This is a genomic window from Antribacter soli, from assembly GCF_021568775.1.
GTDB lineage: Bacteria > Actinomycetota > Actinomycetes > Actinomycetales > Cellulomonadaceae > Antribacter > Antribacter soli.
Genome location: NZ_JAKGSG010000007.1, coordinates 71,981 through 90,150 on the forward strand (window position 1 = coordinate 71,981; position 18,170 = coordinate 90,150).

14 protein-coding genes are annotated in these 18,170 nt (G+C 72.9%); 4 read left to right on the plus strand and 10 right to left on the minus strand.

Features of this window, described 5'->3' with window-relative positions; all coding sequences use genetic code 11:
- The first annotated feature begins 191 nt into the window (after positions 1-191).
- On the plus strand, positions 192-1,124 hold the full coding sequence (locus L1785_RS02260) for a DUF4349 domain-containing protein (RefSeq protein ID WP_236087504.1): 933 nt from the start codon (positions 192-194) through the stop codon (positions 1,122-1,124).
- Positions 1,125-1,127: 3 nt separating this feature from the next.
- On the opposite strand, the gene L1785_RS02265 is transcribed toward L1785_RS02260, so the two are convergent.
- The 8 genes from L1785_RS02265 to L1785_RS02300 all read right to left on the minus strand — a co-directional run bounded on the left by L1785_RS02265 (position 1,128) and on the right by L1785_RS02300 (position 9,296).
- Positions 1,128-1,535, minus strand: a complete 408-nt coding sequence (locus L1785_RS02265; RefSeq protein ID WP_236087505.1) for a RidA family protein — start codon at positions 1,533-1,535, stop codon at positions 1,128-1,130.
- A gap of 25 nt (positions 1,536-1,560) precedes the next feature.
- On the minus strand, positions 1,561-2,871 hold the full coding sequence (locus L1785_RS02270; RefSeq protein WP_236087506.1) for an alanine racemase: 1,311 nt from the start codon (positions 2,869-2,871) through the stop codon (positions 1,561-1,563).
- Positions 2,872-3,019: 148 nt separating this feature from the next.
- Positions 3,020-3,799 (minus strand): glucosamine-6-phosphate deaminase, encoded by a 780-nt coding sequence (locus tag L1785_RS02275; protein ID WP_236087507.1) that lies wholly within the window; start codon positions 3,797-3,799, stop codon positions 3,020-3,022.
- Positions 3,796-5,118, minus strand: coding sequence for an alpha-L-fucosidase (locus tag L1785_RS02280; protein WP_308113229.1), 1,323 nt, complete (start codon positions 5,116-5,118; stop codon positions 3,796-3,798). The genes L1785_RS02275 and L1785_RS02280 overlap by 4 nt, the downstream gene beginning before the upstream one ends.
- Positions 5,115-6,050 (minus strand): carbohydrate ABC transporter permease, encoded by a 936-nt coding sequence (locus L1785_RS02285; RefSeq protein WP_236087508.1) that lies wholly within the window; start codon positions 6,048-6,050, stop codon positions 5,115-5,117. Before L1785_RS02285 ends, L1785_RS02280 begins: the two co-directional genes overlap by 4 nt.
- A complete protein-coding gene (locus L1785_RS02290) occupies positions 6,050-7,009 on the minus strand; it encodes a carbohydrate ABC transporter permease (protein ID WP_236087509.1) in 960 nt (319 codons plus the stop codon). Before L1785_RS02290 ends, L1785_RS02285 begins: the two co-directional genes overlap by 1 nt.
- Positions 7,006-8,274 carry an ABC transporter substrate-binding protein gene (locus L1785_RS02295; protein ID WP_236087510.1) on the minus strand — a complete coding sequence of 423 codons (1,269 nt, stop codon included), beginning with the start codon at positions 8,272-8,274 and terminating at the stop codon, positions 7,006-7,008. Before L1785_RS02295 ends, L1785_RS02290 begins: the two co-directional genes overlap by 4 nt.
- Positions 8,271-9,296 carry a carbohydrate kinase family protein gene (locus tag L1785_RS02300; RefSeq protein ID WP_236087511.1) on the minus strand — a complete coding sequence of 342 codons (1,026 nt, stop codon included), beginning with the start codon at positions 9,294-9,296 and terminating at the stop codon, positions 8,271-8,273. Before L1785_RS02300 ends, L1785_RS02295 begins: the two co-directional genes overlap by 4 nt.
- Positions 9,297-9,418: 122 nt before the next feature.
- On the opposite strand from L1785_RS02300, the gene L1785_RS02305 reads away from it, so the two are divergent.
- Genes L1785_RS02305 through L1785_RS02315 form a run of 3 tightly spaced genes read left to right on the plus strand, consistent with a single transcriptional unit; the run spans position 9,419 to position 14,608 of the window.
- On the plus strand, positions 9,419-10,165 hold the full coding sequence (locus L1785_RS02305) for a DeoR/GlpR family DNA-binding transcription regulator (RefSeq protein ID WP_236087512.1): 747 nt from the start codon (positions 9,419-9,421) through the stop codon (positions 10,163-10,165).
- Positions 10,162-11,502, plus strand: coding sequence for a 6-phospho-beta-glucosidase (locus L1785_RS02310; RefSeq protein WP_236087513.1), 1,341 nt, complete (start codon positions 10,162-10,164; stop codon positions 11,500-11,502). Before L1785_RS02305 ends, L1785_RS02310 begins: the two co-directional genes overlap by 4 nt.
- Before the next feature lie 25 nt (positions 11,503-11,527).
- The gene (locus tag L1785_RS02315) at positions 11,528-14,608 is read left to right on the plus strand and encodes an alpha-mannosidase (protein ID WP_236087514.1); all 3,081 of its coding nucleotides are present in this window, start codon (positions 11,528-11,530) and stop codon (positions 14,606-14,608) included.
- Positions 14,609-14,618: 10 nt separating this feature from the next.
- Here the strand turns inward: L1785_RS02315 and L1785_RS02320 are convergent, their stop codons facing one another.
- Both L1785_RS02320 and L1785_RS02325 read right to left on the minus strand, forming a co-directional pair.
- A complete protein-coding gene (locus tag L1785_RS02320; protein WP_236087515.1) occupies positions 14,619-16,205 on the minus strand; it encodes an N-acyl-D-amino-acid deacylase family protein in 1,587 nt (528 codons plus the stop codon).
- Positions 16,202-17,995 carry a beta-N-acetylhexosaminidase gene (locus L1785_RS02325; protein ID WP_236087516.1) on the minus strand — a complete coding sequence of 598 codons (1,794 nt, stop codon included), beginning with the start codon at positions 17,993-17,995 and terminating at the stop codon, positions 16,202-16,204. Before L1785_RS02325 ends, L1785_RS02320 begins: the two co-directional genes overlap by 4 nt.
- Between the last annotated feature and the right edge of the window lie 175 nt (positions 17,996-18,170).

Below are 18,170 nucleotides of genomic sequence, written 5' to 3' on the forward strand. Positions count from 1 at the left end.
TAGTAGACTTCCTTAACACTGTGGTGTCCATCACGTGAGCAAGGTCGTGATCGAACCGTTACGGAACGGCGGCTTTCCGCGGACCACAAGCAGGCGAGAGCCGTCTCGGATGCTGACACCCAATCTCACAAAGCCATCACGATTCGCGTCCTGACCTGCCGGGAGGGTGAAGTCGCTCCTACGCTCGTCGCATGAGCCCGAGACCCTCCCGCCGACCCACCCGCGGCCGCGCCGTCGTACTCGGCGTGCTGCTGGCGCTGGGACTGGCCGCGTGCTCGGGCGGCGCGAGCGACGGCAGCGCCGACTCGGCCGGCGCCCCCGAGTCCGTCACGGACGAGGCGGCCGGCGGCGACAACGCCGCCGGAGACCTCGCCGGTACGGTCTCCGCGGTGACCCTCCGCGAGCTCGTCACCACCGGCTCGGCCACGCTCGTCGTGGCGGACCCGGTCGCGGCCGCGCAGCAGCTCGCCCGGATCGTGGAGCAGGTCGGCGGCCGGGTCGAGCAGCGCAGCGAGCAGGCCGGGTCCGACGGTGAGCCGGGCCGGGCGTCCATGACCCTGCGCATCCCGGCCGACCAGGTCACCCCCACGATCGACGCCCTCGATGGCGTCGGCACCGTCAGCGACGTCACGATCGACACCGTCGACGTCACCGCGACGGCCCAGGACCTCGACGCACGCATCTCGGCCCTGGAGACCTCCACCGACCGGCTGCGGGGCCTCATGGCGGGGGCCGCATCCGTCACTGACCTCCTCGAGGTCGAGCGCGAGCTCTCGACGCGCCAGGCCGAGCTGGACTCCCTGCGGGCGCAGCGCGAGCACCTCTCCGACGAGGTCGCGATGTCGACGCTGCGGGTCGACATCGTCGCCGACGCCGCGGCCGTGACCAGCCAGGAGGAAGAGCCCGGCTTCGTCGGTGGCCTCGCCGCAGGCTGGGAGGCTCTCGTGAGCACCGTCCAGGTGGTCGTGCTCGTGGTCGGCGTACTGCTGCCGTGGCTCGCGGTCGCGGCCCTCGCGTACGTGGCCTACCGGGTGGTGCGCACCGCCCGGCGCCGGCGCGCGCCCGAGCCGGGGACGACGCCGCCCGCAACCGAGCCCGAGCGCGAGCCGGCGCGGGTCCCCTGACCGTCAGTCCATGACGGCCAGCGCGTCGATCTCCACCAGCATCTCCTCGCGCGGCAGGCCCGTGAACACCGTCGTGCGCGCCGGCAGCACACCGCCCGGGCAGTGCTTCCTGACGAACTCGCCGTACGCCTCGTTCATCACCGCGAAGTCCTCGCGCTTCGTGAGGTAGACGCGCAGGATCAGCACGTCGTCGAACGTGGCGCCCGCAGCCTCGACGATCGCGCGCACGTTCTCGAGCGTGCGTGTGGTCTGCGCGGCGACGTCGCCCGGGTACAGGTACTCCCCCGTCACGGGATCGACGGGCCCCTGGCCCGACACCTGCACGAACGGCCCCTTGCGGACCCCCTGGTGGAAGGTGTGCGCAGGCGCCGGCGCGTTCGGCGTCGAGATCGGGGTCTTGGGCGTACTCATCGTTCTCTCCTCGGTCGTCACGGTCTCAGAAGTCCAGGGTGACGAGACCCGTCACCTCGTCGCCGCGCACGAGCACGGCCACGCGCCACTTGTCGAGCGTCGTGCAGGGGTGGGAGATCCCGAAGCCGACGACGTCGCCGGGCGCCGTCGCGTCGCCGTCCGCCACCTCGAGGTACGCGTGCTGGTCGTTGAGCGCGGTCACCCGCGCGCCGCCCGCCTGCGCGCCGCCCGGGGCGAGGTCGCGTGCGGGACCCAGCCGGCCGGCGTCGGACACCGGACGCACCCACAACGGGACCGGCAGGTCGATGTCGAACGAGACGTCCCGGCGTCCGACGCCGCAGATCACGCGTCCCGCCTCGGGTGCGGACAGGACCTGGCCCCACAGCGTGATCGCGGGGCGCAGCGGCGTCGCGCCGAGCCGCGCCCACGGGTCGGCGCGGGCGTAGTGGCCGTGGTCGTGCGTCACGTAGGCGCCCGAGCGCAGGACCACGCGGGTCCCGGCAGCCACGGCGAGCGGTCGCGTGAGCTCGCGCAGCACCACGTCCGCGTGGGCGCTACCGCCCGCGCTGAGCACGACGGGGCCGTCGACGAGCGGCGCGACCCCCGCTGCGGCCTCACGCACCGCGGCGCACCAGCCGGCGACCGCCGCGAGCTCCTCGGCGCTCGTGCCGCTCGCGACCGGGCCCTCGTAGCCGGCGACGCCGAGGACCCGCAGTCCGGCGTCGGCGGCGGCTCGCGCCAGGGCGACGGCCGCCGCGGGCGTGCGCACCCCGGTGCGCCCGCCGGGCGTGCCCAGCTCGACCAGGACGCCCAGGCCGCTCCGGCCCGCGCCCGCGAACCCGCGGGCCAGCATCTCGACGCCGCGGGCGGAGTCCACGTACACCCACACCTCGTCCGCCTCGCCCCGGTCGAGCACGCCGCGCAGCCAGGCCACCTCGCGCGGGTCCACGAGCTCGTTCGCCAGGATCGCCCGCCGCCCGCCGCCTGCAAGGCCCCAGCCGAGGAAGGTCCGCAGCTGCGCGGGCGTGGCGACCGTGCCGCCCCACGCCCCAGCGGCCAGCTGCCGCTCCGTGAGGTCGCGCGACATGTGGGTCTTCACGTGTGGCGCGTGCTCCGCCCCGCACGCCGCGATCGCCCCCGCGACCGTCGCGATGTTGTGGTCGAGCGCCGCCTCGTCGAGCGTCAGGAGCGGCCAGGAGAACGCGCCGTCGTCGACCCGCCGCCCGACGAGGGCGCGTGCGGTCACCGCGCCGGGGGCAGCGCCCGAGCCAGGGATGCCCGGTCCCGTCGTGCCGAGGTCGAGGACGACGGGGACGGCGAGGCCCTTGTGGATCATGCGCCCCATTCTGCCCGGGACGCGCGGGACGCTCAGGCGCGTTCCGTGAGCGGCAGCACACCACGAACCGGCGGAGGGTTCCGCGGAGTCGTCGATCCGGTCCAGGCGGGTACAGACGTCGTCCGCCATTCCCGCTTCGTACGACGAGTCAGGACGCGGGCCGGAGCGCCTCGTCGTCGGCCACGACCGTCACCGCCGGGTGGGTCTGCAGGAACGACGCCGGAACGTCGGCGGTGACCGGGCCGCGCAGCGCCGCGTCGAGCGCCCACGCCTTGGCCGCGCCCGAGGCCACCATGACGATCGTCGACGCCGACAGGATCGTCGCGATCCCCTGCGTGATGGCCCGGGCGGGCACACGGTCCGCGTCACCAGCGAAGTAGCCGGCGTTGGCGGCGCGCGTGTCGTCGCTCAGGGCGACCACACGGGTGCGGGAGTCGCGGCTCGAGCCGGGCTCGTTGAAGCCGACATGGCCGTTGCGGCCGATACCGACGACCTGCAGGCCCACGCCGCCCAGGCCGCGCAGGGTGGCCTCGTACCGCTCCGCGTCCCGCTGCGTGCCGCCGCGCGGGACGAGCACCCTGGACCCGGGGATGCCGAGCGGCTCGGCGACGTGCCGGACGACGTAGGAGTGGTAGGACCGCTCGTCGCCCGGGTCGACGCCCACGTACTCGTCGAGCGCGGCGAGCGTGAGCCCCTCGGTGACCAGACCCTCCGCCCGCAGCCCGGCGAGAGCGGCATACAGGCGAAGCGGGGACGCTCCGGTCGCGACGCCGAGCACACCCGTCGGGTGGCTTCGCACGTGGTCGGCGACGATCCGCGCGGCGACGACGCCCACCTCGTCCGTGGCCACCGCGAGGACGCGGGGGCCGCGGACGGGGGCGGCGCCGGAGTTCCGGGCGGGCGATCCGGCGACGGAGGCCGGGGTCAACTGTCTTCCCGCAGGAACAGCTCGATGACCGGGATCGCGACGTCGGGCCGCCGGACCGGCAGCCACAGCGTCAGGGTGTCGTCGCCGGTGCCGGCGGCGCTGGTCATGTGCGACTCGGCGTCTGTCGACAGCACCTCCATCGGCACCTCCGAGGCGTCGTGCAGGAGCTGGGCGTACTCCACCCGTCCGGCGAGCCCGGGCAGGTGCACTGCCTCGAACGGCCAGGCGAAGAGGTGCAGGTACAGGCGGTTCCCGCGCTGGGTGTACCGGCAGTCCGGCGGTGGGATGTACGCGGCGGGGCCGGCGCCGTGGATCGCGCGGCCGTGGCGTCGCATCCACCGGCCGATCGCTCCGAGGGTCTCCACGGCCACGGGGTCCAGCTCGCCGCGACCGGTCGGCCCGACGTTGAGCAGGAGGTTGCCGTCCTTGGCGACGGTGTCGACGAGCATCCGGAGCAGCAGGTCCGGCGACTTGGCCGTGGTGTTGTCGCGGTCGTAGCCCCAGCTGCCGTTGATCGTCTGGCACGCCTCCCAGAGCACCGGGAGGCCGCCGACGGTGGGCGGCTCCGCCGGCTGGTACTGCTCGGGGGTGACGTAGTCGCCCGGGATGCCGAGCCGGTCGTTGACCAGGATGCCGGGCTGCAGCGCCCGGACGGTCGCGAGCAGCTCCTCGCTGCCCCAGTCCTGCGCGCCCTTGCCGCCCCAGACCGGCGTCCCCTCGTGGACGTGGTCCGGGTAGGAGAAGTCGAAGAACAGCTGCTCGACCCGGCCGTACCCGGTCAGCAGCTCGACGACCTGGGCGTGCAGGTACCGGCGGTAGACGGCCATGTCGCGGACCTCGGCCCGGGCGGCGACGTCGTCGCGCAGCGGGTGCAGCCCGTCGATCGGAAACTGCGGGTGGTGCCAGTCGATGAGCGAGTGGTACAGGCCGACGCCGAGGCCGCGCGCACGGAAGGCCTCGGCGACCGGGCCGATCAGGTCGCGCCGCCACGGCGTCGAGGCGACGGAGAAGTCGGTGTCCTGCGCCGTCTCCCAGAGGCAGAAGCCCTCGTGGTGCTTCGTGGTGACGACGACGTACCGCATCCCGGCGTCCGCGGCGAGGTCCGCCCAGGCCGCGGGGTCGAACAGGTCCGGCTCGAAGTGCTCGAGGTACTGCTGGTACTCGGCGTCGGGCGTCCGTTCCCGGTGCCGCATCCACTCGTTGCGGGCGGCGGCCGAGTACAGCCCCCAGTGGATGAACATCCCGAACCGTCGCTCCCGCATCCGGGCCACGGCCTGGGCGCGCAGGGCGTCGTCCTCCGGGGTGGTCGAGGTGGTCATCTGATCGCACCCTTCGCGATGTCGCCGATGAACTGCCGTGCACCGATGAGGAAGATCACGAGGAGGGGCACGACCGCCAGGAGCGCGCCGGCCATGATCATCCCGTAGTCCTGGCCGAACGCGGACTGGAGCTGCGCCAGCGCCACCTGGAGCGTGATCCGCCGCGGGTCCGTGAGGACCGTCAGGGGCCACAGGTAGTCGTTCCACGTCGCGATGAAGGTGTAGAGACCGAGAAAGCCCAGCCCTGGCCGGATGAGGGGCAGGCACACGGTTACGTACTGGCGCATGAAGCCCGCGCCGTCGAGCACCGACGCATCCATCAGCTCGTCGGGGACGGCGGAGCTGATGTACTGACGCAGCCAGAAGATCCCGAACGCGTTGGCCGCCGCGGGGATGATGAGGGCGTGCAGCTGCCCCACCCAGCCGAGGTTCACCATCGTGATGAACTGCGGGATGATCGCGAGCTGCATGGGCAGCATGAACGTCACGAGAACGGCCGTGAACAGCGCGTTGCGCCCCGGGAACTGGAACTTCGCGAACGCGAACGCCGCCAGGGAGTCGAAGAACAGCACAAGGAAGGTCACGGCGACCGCCACGAACACGGTGTTGACCAGCGGTGCCAGGAAGTCGACCCGGTCGAAGGCGTTGCCGATGTTCTCGACCAGGTGACCGCCCGGCCAGAGCTTGGGCGGTGACTTGTAGATGTCGCTCGTGGTGTTGCTCGCGATCACCAGGAGCCAGTAGAGCGGGAAGACCGACAGGAGCGCGCCGGACGTGAGCATCAGGTAGAGGCCGACCTGGCGGGGACGACGCCGCGGCAGAGCGGTGGGCACGACCGGCGCCGGCCACGGCGTCCACGCCGTCGGCGCGGTGGGCGCCGTGACCGCGGTGCCGCTCGGTGGAAGAGGTCGTGGTGAGACGGAGGAGCTCATCAGCGCGTCGGGTCCTCTCTCTTCACGTTGTAGCGCCAGCTGATGATCACGAAGACGAGGACGATCAGGAAGATCCCCCACGCGATCGAAGCGCCATAGCCGAGCTTGCTGTGGCTGAACGCCTGTTGGTAGAAGTACAGGACCATCGTGAGGCCGCCCTGCCCGGCTCCCCCGCTGTTCGGGTTGGTCGGGCTGGAGCTGCCGGTGAGCACCTGAGACTCGGTGAAGCTCTGCAGCCCCGTGATGATCGAGACGATGAGCACGAAGGCGATCGTCGGCCGCAGCAGCGGGAGCGTGATGGAGAAGAAGCTCCGCACCGGGCCCGCGCCGTCCACCTTGGCCGCCTCGTAGACCTCGCTCCCGATGGACTGCATGCCCGCGAGGAAGATGATCGCGTTGTACCCGGTCCACTGGTACGTGATGAGGATCGACACCGTGAGCTGGATCCCGAACGGTGTCGACAGCCATCTGACGTCCGGCAGCCCGATCGCGTTGAGGGTCGCGTTCGCCAGACCGAACGACTCGCCGAAGATCGCGCCGAAGAGGATCGCCATCGCCACCACCGACGTGATGTTCGGCACGAAGTACGCGATCCGCAGCGTCGTGCTGTAGCGCACGGCGTTGTTGAGCATCGCTGCCACGACGAGCGCAATGAGCATCATCGGGATCGTCGAGAGCGCGAAGATGACGAAGGTGTTGCGGACGGAGAGCCAGAACGTGTCGTCGGAGGCCAGCCGCACGTAGTTGTCGAGGCCGACCCACTCCGGTGCGCCGAGGCCGTTCCACTTCTGGAACGACAGGACGAGCGAGTAGATCGTCGGATAGAGGCCGAAGCACAGGAAGAGGATGAAGAACGGCGCGATCGCGACGTACGCGGGCCAGGCGCGGACGGCGCGACGCCGGCGGGGGCGCACCGAGGTGCTCACCCCCGCCGACACCGTGCTGGCTGTGAGTGTCACGAGGACTCCAGGGCCTCCTTGGCCGCCGCCACGGCGTCGGCCCAGGCCTGCTCGGGGTCCTTGCCCGTCTCCACGTTCCGCAGCTCCGTGTAGTAGGGGGCGGCGACCTGGTTGTCGAGCGGGCTGTTGTAGACGGTCGGCATGTTCTCCGCGGCCGTGACGAACACCGACACGGTGTCCTGACCGCCGAAGAAGTCGTCACCGTCGTGCAGGCCGGGCTGCTCGAAGGTCGTGGTGCGGGCCGGGAAGTTGCCGGTCTCGGTGTACATGACGGCCTCGTTCTCGGGGCTCAGGAGAGCCTTGATGACCTCGAGCGCCGCCTCCTTGTCCTCGGCAGCGGCCGGGATCGTCAGGAACGAGCCGCCGATGTTCGCGGGCCCGCCAGGCATCTGCGTGACCCGCCACAGGCCCGTGGTGTCGGCGGCGTTGCTCTTGATGTCGCCGGCGTACCACGCCGCACCGGACAGCATCGGCAGGGCACCCGCGTTGACGGCGGAGGCCCAGTCGGGGCTGCCGTCCTCGATCCCGGCCACCAGGCCGCGGTCCCACGCCTCGACGGCGAGGTCCCAAGCGTTGCGCACGGCGTCGCTCTCGCCGAGGAACTCACCCTCGGGGCTGACGAACTTGGTCTCGCTCTGACCCATCACCTTGCCGAAGAGGCCGCCGGCCGAGACCTCGAGGTGGGCACCCGTGGCGGCCTTGAGCTGCTCGCCGAACGTGAAGTAGTCCTCATAGGTCGAGGTCGCCGCCTCGACCTCTGCCGGGTCGGTCGGCATGCCCGCGCCCGCCAGGATGTCCTCGCGGTAGAACAGGCCGGCCGGGCCGATGTCGATCGGCAGGCCGAGCAGCCGGCCGTCGGGGGTGGTGGCCTCGGCGAGCTTCCACTCCGGGAACTCCCCGACGATGTCGTCGATGTCGAGCGTGTTCAGGTCGGTGAACAGCTCCGGCTCCTGGAGGAAGTAGGGCATGTCCTCGCCCTTGACGCCGGTGATGTCAGGGATGTCCGACTTGGCGGTGAACACGGTCAGCAGCTTCTGCTTGAAGTCGTCGCCGATGACCGACACCTCGAGGCCGGAGGACTCGGCCGTGACCGTCTCGACGACGGTCTCGCTGAGGCCACCAGGCCAGATCCACAGGCTCATGGACCCGTCGCCGGAGCTGTCGGAGGGCTGACTGCTCGTACAGGCCGTCAGTGCGATGGCCAGGGAGCCGATCGCGGCGAGCGCGGCGACAGGCCGCCGGGCTCGTGAAGTGGTGCGTCTCATGCTGGTTCTTCTCCTTGTTCGGGCGAGGTCGGAGGAGCGTGTGAGGCGATGCCGCTCAGGTCGGCGTCACGGACGAACGCGAACCGCGCGGCGTCCGCAGCGTCGGGGTGCTCGTCGAGCCAGCGGACGAGGCCGGCGCGGGTGGGGGCGGCGGCGGCGCCGCCGGGACGGGAGACGGTGATCGCAGCGGCCAGCGCCGCGAAGTCGACGCGCTCGCGCAGCGTCCAGTCAGTGAGGGACGCCACCGCCAGGGCGCCGACGAACACGTCGCCGGCGCCGGTCACGTCGACGGCGTCGACCGCGACCGGCTCGATGCGGACCCGCTCGCCGGTGGCGGAGTCCAGGGCGAGCACGCCGCGCGCGCCGAGGGTGACGACGCTGAGCGGCACGCGCTCGGCCAGCGCCTCCAGGGCCCGCTCCGGGGTGTCGGTGCGCGTGAAGGCCATGGCCTCGGCGTGGTTCGGGACGAACGCGTAGCAGCCGTCCAGCCCGTCGAGGACCGTCGTGTCCCAGGCCCCGCTGCCGTCCCAGCCCAGGTCCGCGAACACCTTCGCGCCATGGTCGACGAGCGGGCGGACGACGTCGTGCGTCGTGTGATCGACGTGGACGATGGCGACGCGGGGGCGGACGTCGGCGTCGAGGATCTCCGCGAGGTCCAGCGGCGCGGGCGTGCCGCCTGTGACGAGGGCGCGGTCGCCGTCGAAGCCCAGGGAGGCCGTCACCGGCAGCGACCAGCCGGCCACCGTGCGGAGCCCGGAGACGTCGATGCCCTCGTACTTCAGGTGGTCCATGCACAACGCGCTGAGCGGGTCGTCCCCGACGACGGCACTGATCGCCGTCGACGCCCCGAGCCGCGCGGAGACGATCGCCATGTTGGCGATCCCGCCGGGTCCCCAGCCGAAGTCGGCGGTCCACTTCTCCTCGCCCGGGCGAGGACCGCCGCCGAGGCCGCCGAAGACGACGTCGAGGAAGAGCTGGCCCACCGCCAGGGTGTCCACCTGAGTGCCGCGTCCGGTCTGCATCGTCCTCCTCGGGGCCAAGGCCGTCCGTAAGAATTAGCAGTTCTTGAGCGAGATCCGACAGGGTTTGAGTGTAACAGTTTCATAACTGAGCGAAAATGAGCGGCTGTGGTAGCGTGCTTCGCGTGAGAGATCTGCGTGAGCGCGCCATCCTGGATCACCTGCGCAAGGTAGGAGCGGCGACCGTGAGCGAGCTCGCCTCCGTGACGGGGTCGAGCGTGGCGACGATCCGCCGCGACCTGCAGCAGCTCGATCGGGCGGGGACGCTCCGGCGGGCTCACGGCGGCGCCGTGCTCGACGAGGAGGACGCCCCGTTCGCCAGCGTCGAACCGGTCAACCGAGAGGCGAAGCAACGCATCGCCGCGCGCGCCGCCGAGCTGATCGAGGACGGCGAGTCGGTCCTCCTCGACATCGGGACGACGACGCTGCAGCTCGCGCGGATGCTGCACGCCCGGCACGTCACCGTCATCACCCCGAGCCTCGCCATCTACGAGGCGCTGCGGGACAGCCGCAGCGTCCACCTTGTGCTGCTGCCGGGGGACTACGACCCGGTGTACCGGTCGGTCTCGGGCCCGCTGACGACCGAGTGCCTGCGGATGATCCGTGCGGACCACGCGTTCCTGGGCGTGAGCGGGGTGTCCGACACGGGTGACCTGCGCGACACCACGATGGCCCAGGTGCCCATCAAGCAGGCGATCGCCGAGGTCTCCGTCGAGATCACCGTGCTTGCCGACCACAGCAAGTTCCCGGGCACCGGCCTCGGCCGGGTCAAGCTCCCGCCCAACGTGGCGCGGTTCGTCACGGACGCGGCCGTGCCCGAGCAGATCGCGAGCGCCCTCGCCGCGCAGCAGGTGGAGGTCGTCGTCGTATGAGGCTGACCATGATCGGCGGCGGCGGGTTCCGCACGCCGCTCGTCCACGCCGCGCTGCTGCGCGATCGCGAGCCCGGGCGGGTGACATCCGTGGCGCTGGTCGACATTGACCCCGACCGCCTACGGACGATGGCGCGCATCCTCGCCAAGCAGGCCGAGGGCGTGGCCGACGCCCCGACGGTGACCACCCACACGGACGCCGCCGAGGGACTGCGGGGGGCGGACTTCGTGTTCTCGGCCATCCGCGTGGGCGGCCTCCAGGGTCGCGCGCACGACGAGCTCATCGGCCTCTCGCACGGTGTGATCGGGCAGGAGACCGTGGGCTTCGGCGGCATCTCCTACGCCCTGCGCACCCTGCCCACGGCCATGCACCTCGCCGAGCTCGTCAAGCGGGTCGCGCCGGACGCCTGGGTCATCAACTTCACGAACCCCGCCGGCCTGGTCACCGAGGCCATGGCGCGGGTGCTCGGGAGCAGGGTCATCGGCATCTGCGACTCGCCGATCGGACTGGCCCGCCGGGCGCTGTCCGCGCTGGGCCTGGCGGTCGGCCCGAACGTCGAGGCGGACTACGCCGGGCTCAACCACCTGGGCTGGCTCACCCGCCTGCGGGTCGACGGGGTCGACCGCCTGCCCGAGCTGCTCGGCCGGCCCGACCAGATCGAGGCGTTCGAGGAGGGCCGGCTCTTCGGCGCCGAGTGGATCCAGACCCTGGGCGTCCTGCCGAACGAGTACCTGCACTACTACTCCTACGAGCGCGAGGTGCTCCACTCCGACCAGCTCGCCTCGCAGACCCGGGGCCGCTACCTCCTCGAGCAGCAGACCGGGTTCTGGGCCGACGCCGGGCGCGCGCCCGACCCGCTCGCCGTGTGGGAGGCCGCCCGCCTCGACCGCGAGGCGACGTACATGGCGACCAACCGCGACTCCGTGGGCATGGGCGAGCGCAACGCGGACGACCTGGTCTCCGGTGGCTACGAGAACGTCGCGATCGCGCTGATGCGCGGCATCGCGTACGACGAGCACTCGCGCCTCATCCTCAACGTCCCCAACGCCGGCACGATCGCCTGGCTCGACGACGACGCCGTCGTCGAGGTGCCCTGCGTCGTCGACGCCACCGGCGCGCACCCGATCCCCGGCGCGCAGGTGCCGGACTTCGGCCGGGGGCTCGTGACGACGATCAAGTACGTCGAGCGCGAGACCATCGAGGCGGGGGTCGGCGGCTCGCGCGCGGCGGCCCTGCGCGCCCTGGCCCACCACCCGCTCATCGACTCCGTGAAGGTGGCGCACGCGCTGCTCGACGGCGCCCGCGCCACGTTCCCAGAGCTGTCCTACCTCTACTGAGGTCCCGTCCGGAGGCAGACACACCATGCACCAGAACCAGAAGCTCGTCGAGGAGCGCATCCACCGGGTGCTCACCGAGCGGATCACCCCGGCCGTGTACTCGACCCGGGTGCCCGTCGCCCTGTCCGCGTGGGAGGTGCCCGACGAGCCGGTCCCGGTCGGCGAGGCGCTGCGCGCGACGTACGCCGACTTCGCCGTCGGCCGGCCGTGGGGCCGGGCCTGGTCGACCTGGTGGTTCCAGGTCACCGGGGCCGTGCCCGACGAGTGGGCGGGACGGACCGTCGAGCTGCTCATCGACCCCGGGTTCCAGGGCGACTGGCCGGGCAACCAGGCCGAGGGCCTGGTGTTCACGCCCGACGGCGTCCCGGTCAAGGGCATCCACCCGCGGAACATGTACGTCCCGATCGCTGACGTCGCCGCGGGCGGTGAGCGCGTCCACTTCTTCCTCGAGGCGGCCGCCAACCCGGACATCCTCAAGAACGACTTCGTGCCCACGGTGTACGGAGACAGGTCGACGGCCCCGGTGGATCCCGTCTACACGTTCGCGACCGCCGAGCTCGCGGTGCTCGAGCCCGAGGTGTGGGCGCTGCGCTTCGACGTCGAGGTGCTCTACCAGCTGGTCAAGGAGCTGCCGGAGACCGAGCCGCGCAGGCACGAGGTGCTCCGGGCCCTCGAACGGGCGCTCGACGTGCTGCTGCTCGACGACATCGCCGGCACCGCGGCCGCCGCCCGGGCCGAGCTCACCGACGTGCTCGCCAAGCCTGCCAACGCGTCCGCGCACGTGCTCAGCGCCATCGGCCACGCCCACATCGACACGGCGTGGCTGTGGCCGATCCGGGAGACCAAGCGCAAGGTCGGCCGGACGTTCTCCAACGTGCTCGCGCTCGCCGAGCGGTACCCCGACCTCCGGTTCGCGGCGTCGTCCGCACAGCAGTACGCGTGGATCAAGGAGCGGTACCCCGACGTCTGGCAGGGGATCAAGGCCGCCGTCGACCGCGGCCAGTGGCTCGTCGTCGGCTCGCAGTGGATCGAGCCCGACGGAAACCTCCCCGGCGGCGAGGCCATGGTCCGCCAGCTGACGCAGGGTCTGCGCTTCTTCGAGCGCGAGCTCGGCGTCACCACCAAGGGCATCTGGATGCCCGACTCGTTCGGCTACACCGCCGCCTTCCCCCAGGTCGCGAAGCTCGCGGGCATCGAGTGGTTCCTCACGCAGAAGATCTCGTGGAACCAGACGAACACGTTCCCGCACCACACCTTCTGGTGGGAGGGGATCGACGGCAGCCGCGTCTACACCCACTTCCCGCCCGCCGACACGTACAACTCGACGCTGGAGGGCTCCGAGCTCCACCACGCGGTCCGCGAGTTCCGCGAGAAGGGCAAGGCCACGACGTCGCTCGTGCCGTTCGGCTACGGCGACGGGGGTGGCGGGCCGATCCGCGAGATGATGGAGCGGCAGCGCCGCGTCGCGAACCTCGAGGGATCGCCGCGGGTGCGGGTCGAGAGCCCGGACGACTTCTTCGCCCGCGCGAAGGCCGAGTACCCGGACGCACCGGTGTGGGTCGGCGAGCTCTACCTCGAGCTGCACCGCGGCACCTTCACCTCGCACGCCCGGGAGAAGCGCGGCAACCGCGTCGTCGAGCACCGGCTGCGCGAGGCGGAGCTCTGGTGGACGGCGGCAGCCCTGCAGGGAGCCGAGTACCCGTACGACGCCTTCGACCGCCTGTGGCAGACCACGCTCCTGCAGCAGTTCCACGACATCCTGCCGGGCTCGTCGATCGAGTGGGTTCACCGCGAGAACGAGGCGGAGTACGGCCAGAGCCTCGCGCGGCTCGACGAGCTGCTGGAGCACGCGCTCAAGCACCTCGAGGCGGAGGGCGCGGTCGTCAACGCGGCCGACCACGCCCGCGTCGAGCTCGTGCTCGACGAGCACGGGGACCCCGCCGGCCTGGTGAGCGTGCCGGGCCACGGGATCGCCCCTCTCGCGCTGCAGGATCCGGCGCACCCCGTCGCGGCCGAGCGCGACGGCGAGCACGTCGTCCTGCGCAACGACCTGGTGCAGGTGCGCATCGACGCGCGGGGTCTCGTGACGTCGATCCTCGACCGGCGGGCGGACCGCGAGCTGTTGCCCGCCGGCCGCGCCGCCAACCTGCTCCAGCTCCACCAGGACCTCCCGAACGCGTGGGACGCCTGGGACATCGACGCGCACTACCGGCACACCGTGCGCGACCTCGTCGAGATCGAGTCGATCGAGGTCGTCGAGGACGGTCCCCTGCGCGCGCGGGTCGAGGTCGTGCGCACGTTCGGGGCCTCCCGCGTGACCCAGCGGATCACCCTGCACGCCGACGACGCCCGCGTGCACCTCGAGGCGGAGCTGGACTGGCACGAGGGCGAGAAGCTGCTCAAGGCGGCGCTCCCCTTCGTCGTCCACGCGCAGCACCACTCGGCGGAGATCCAGTTCGGGCACCTGCGGCGGCCGACGCACACGAACACGTCCTGGGACGACGCGCGGTTCGAGGTCGTGGCGCACCGGTGGGTGCACGTCGAGGAGCCGGGCTACGGCATCGGCGTGGTCAACGCCGGGACGTACGGCCACGACATCACCCGGCGCGTCGGCGAGGACGGCCAGGTCGAGACCGAGGTCCGCCTGAGCCTCGTCCGGGCCGCGAAGTCGCCGGACCCGCACCAGGACCAGGGGCACCACCACTTCGCCTACGCCGTCGTGCCCGGCGCGTCCGTCGCCGACGCGGTGGCCGCGGGGTACGAGATGAACCTGCCGCTGCGCCTCGCCCCGGGCACCTCCACGCGCCACGTCGAGCCATGGAGCGTCGTGTCGAGCTCCGACCCGGGCGTGCGCATCGAGGCCGTCAAGCTCGCCGACGACCGTTCCGGCGACGTCGTCGTGCGCGCCTACGAGGCTCTCGGGCGGCGCGCCACGGCGACGTTGACGGCCGGGTTCGACGTCGCCGACGTCGCCGAGGTCTCCCTCACCGAGCAGCCTCTGTCCGAGGCCATGCCCCGCGCGCGCTCGCTGGACCGCGGCGGTCGCCGGATCACCCTCGGGCTGCGTCCGTTCCAGATCGTGACGCTGAGGATCGCCCGAGGCTGAGCGCGACCCGTCAGGGGCTCGCCTGGTCCCCCGGCCGCAGCGCGCGGCCGGGGGTCGCGCCGGTGCGGGCGCCCCTGGCGAGCACCGGGACGCCCGCGACGAGCACGTCGTCGATGCCCGACGCCGGCACGCGCGGCTCCTCGTACGTCGCCAGGTCGCGCACGGCTCCCGGGTCGACGAGCACCACGTCGGCGACGGAACCTGGCGCCAGCGCGCCCCGCCCGGCCAGGCCGAACCGCCGCGCGGCCCGGCCTGCGAGGTGCTCGGCCGCGTCGTGCCACGTCCAGTCGCCGGAGCCGGCGTGCTCCGCCAGGAAGCGGGCGAAGGCGCCCCAGCCGCGCGGGTGGGGACGCCCGCCGAAGTAGATCGCGTCGGAGCCGCCCAGGTGCGCGGGGTGGTTCGCGAGCGCCCGCACCGACTCCGCGGAGTTCGTCGGCGGCTGCTCGAACACGCAGCTCGCGCGCAGCCCGGTCGTCACCAGGATCTCCACCACGGCGTCGGCGGGCGACAGGCCGAGGCGCGCTGCGGCGTCGGGCAGCGTGTGGCCCTCCGCCCAGGCGAGCGGGCCGGGGACCGAAGCGAAGGTGACGCGCGGCCACAGGTCCGCGAGGCCCGCGAAGTGCGCGCGGAGCCGCTCGACGACGGACGGGTCGCGCAGGGCGCGCACGGTCGCGTCGCGGTCCGCGACGGGCAGCCACACGGGCAGGGCCACCATCGACAGGATGGAGCAGCCGCGCAGGTAGGGGTAGGAGTCGAAGGTGACGTCGAGGCCGGCGGCGCGGGCGTCGTCGACGAGGCCGGCGAGCTCGGCGGCGGGGCCGTGGAAGTGGGAGACGTGCGTCGCGACGCCCGACGCGCGCGCGACGCGCACGAGCTCCGCGAAGGCGCCGGCCGCGCGCTCCTCGTAGCCGCGCATGTGGCTGACGTGGGGCAGACCGCGGGCCGCGACGACGCTCGCCAGCGCGACGAGCTCCCGCTCGTCCGCGTACGCGGCGGGCACGTACTCGAGCCCGGTGGACAGGCCGCACGCGCCGTCGTCGAGCGCCTCGTCGAGCAGGGCGACCATGCGGGCGAGCTCGTCGCCGGTCGCGGGGCGCTGGGCGGTGCCCAGCACGCGGCGCCGGATCGTGCCGTGCGGGGCGAGGTAGGCGACGTTCACCGGCGTCGTGCCGTCGTACGTCGCGAGGAGGTCCCGGACGCTGCCGCCCGCGAAGGTGGGGTGCTCGCCGTTGATCGCCGCGAAGTACCCGGCGGCCCAGCGGTAGGACGCCGCGTCCGACGGCGCGAACGACACGCCGTCCTGCCCTGTGACCACGGTCGTCACGCCCTGCCGCAGCAGCGCGAGCTGTACCTCCGGGTCGAGGACCGCCGCCTCGGCGTGCGTGTGGGTGTCGATCAGGCCGGGCAGGGCGACGCGCCCTCCGGCGTCGAGCGCGGCCGACGCCGGCCGCTCGCCCGCGCCGCCTCGACTCGCGCCGCCTGGCCGGGTGATCGCCGCGACGCGGCCGCGGACGACGTGAAGGTCCACCGGCTCGGACAGCGTGCCGCCGGGCTGCGGGAGCCGGGCGGCGGTGATCCGCAGCGTGCCGGTGGTCATCGGGCTTCCCCCGCCGTGGCGTCGTTCTCCGCGCCGCCCGCCTCGCGCCAGCCGCCGAGGCCCGCCCAGCCGCCCTCGGCCGTCTCGGCGGCGAGGTCGCGCGGGTAGCCCTGGACACCCGGGCGGGTCTGCCACGGGCGCGGGCCGGCGAGCGGGCGGTACTCCACGCCGGACGCGTCGAGCCGCGGGAGATGGTGCTGCTCGAGGCGCGCGAGGAACTCGCGCGACGCCTCGGAGCCCGGGGCCCGGTCCGCGGCGGGCGACCACACGGTCTCGGCGAAGGCCGCGAGCCGCGGGAAGGTCGCGAAGTCGACCCGGCGCACGCTGTCGAGGTGCTCCGTCCACACCTGTGCCTGCGCGCCGAGCAGCCGCCCACCCGTTGGCGCCGCCTCAACCTCTGCGCGGAGGGCCGGTGGCAGCGGGTCGAAGCCGTACACGTCCTCGATGGTGCGCACGAAGCCGACCGGGATCGGCTCGCCGGGATGTTCGCCGGCACGGTGGTCGAGGTAGACGGCCTGCTCGGGCGCCATGACGACGTCGTGCCCGGCGGCGAGGGCGGCGGCACCCTGCGCGTACCCGCGCCAGGACGTGACCACGACGTCACGCGGGAGCTGCGGTCCGAACGCCTCGTCCCACACGACAGCCCTCCGGCCGAGGCCCGTCACATGCTCCGCGAGCCGCGCCACGAACCAGCCGTGGAGCTGCGCCACGTCCGGCTCCCCCGCCGGGTCGACCAGGCCGAGCTCGGCGGCACGCGCCACGATCGACGGCGTCTCGCGCCAACGCGTGGTCGGGACCTCGTCGCCCCCGATCGCGACCCACGGTGAGCCGAAGACGTCGTCGACCTCGTCGAGCACGCCGCGGACGAAGGCGAGCGCCTCGTCGGACGGGTCGAGCACGTCCTCACTGATGCCCCACGTGGTGCGGACGGCGTGCGGGTCCTTGCGCGTCCCGAGGAACGGGTACGCGGCGATCGCGGCCTCGACGTGTCCTGGGACGTCGATCTCCGGAACGACGGTGACGCCCCGCTCGCGCGCGTACGCGACGATCTCGCGCAGGTCGGCCTGCGTGTACCACCCGCCGTGCGGGCGCCCGTCGGACGAGCCGGTGCGCCACGTCCCCACGGTCGAGGAGGCGCGCCAGCCGCCCACCTCGGTCAGCCGCGGGTACCGCTCGATCTCGACGCGCCAGCCCTGGTCGTCGGTGAGGTGGAGCTGGAGCACGTTGAGGCGGTGCGCGGCGGCAAGGTCGACGAAGCGCAGCACGTCGGCCTTGGGCAGGAAGTGCCGGGCGACGTCGAGCAGCACGCCGCGCCACGCGAATCGCGGGTGGTCCTCGACCGTGACCGCCGGGAGCGTGAGATCGCCCTGGCCGCCGGCGCTCCGGTATGCGGCCGGCCCGGCGAGCTGTCGCAGCGCCTGGGCGGCGGCGTGCGCGCCGGCCAGATCGGCGGCCTCGACCCGCACCTCACCCTGTCCGACGGCGGTCGCTCGCCCGGGTGCACCGTCCCGGCCCCCGGGCCTCACGACGAGGCGGAAGCCGCCGTCGGGCAGACCCGCCCCGTGGGCGAAGGTGACCTCGGCCGGCCGCCGCGACCCGGCGCCGCCGTCGGCGACCGGGACGAGATCGAGGCCGAAGGCGTCCTCCGTGACGCGGCGCCACCAGCGGGCGGCGGGGCGGAGCGCGGGGTCGGCGTCGACCCGGGCGCCCGCGCGCAGCACGACGCCCCCCTCACCCGCCTGCATCGACACGGGTGCGGGAACCAGGCCGGGGATGCTGGCGGACGACACGGGTGCACCCTAACGCGGCGGGACGGGTTGGTACAGGTTCCTTACGTTCAGGTGCGCGCGGCGTCGCGGTGGCTCACCGGCCTGCTCGTGTGTTCGGTAGTTCGTCGGGGGGGGGGGGGCCCCGGGGGGCGAACACACGACAGACAAACGAAAACACCCGAGCTGTCGCCCCCAT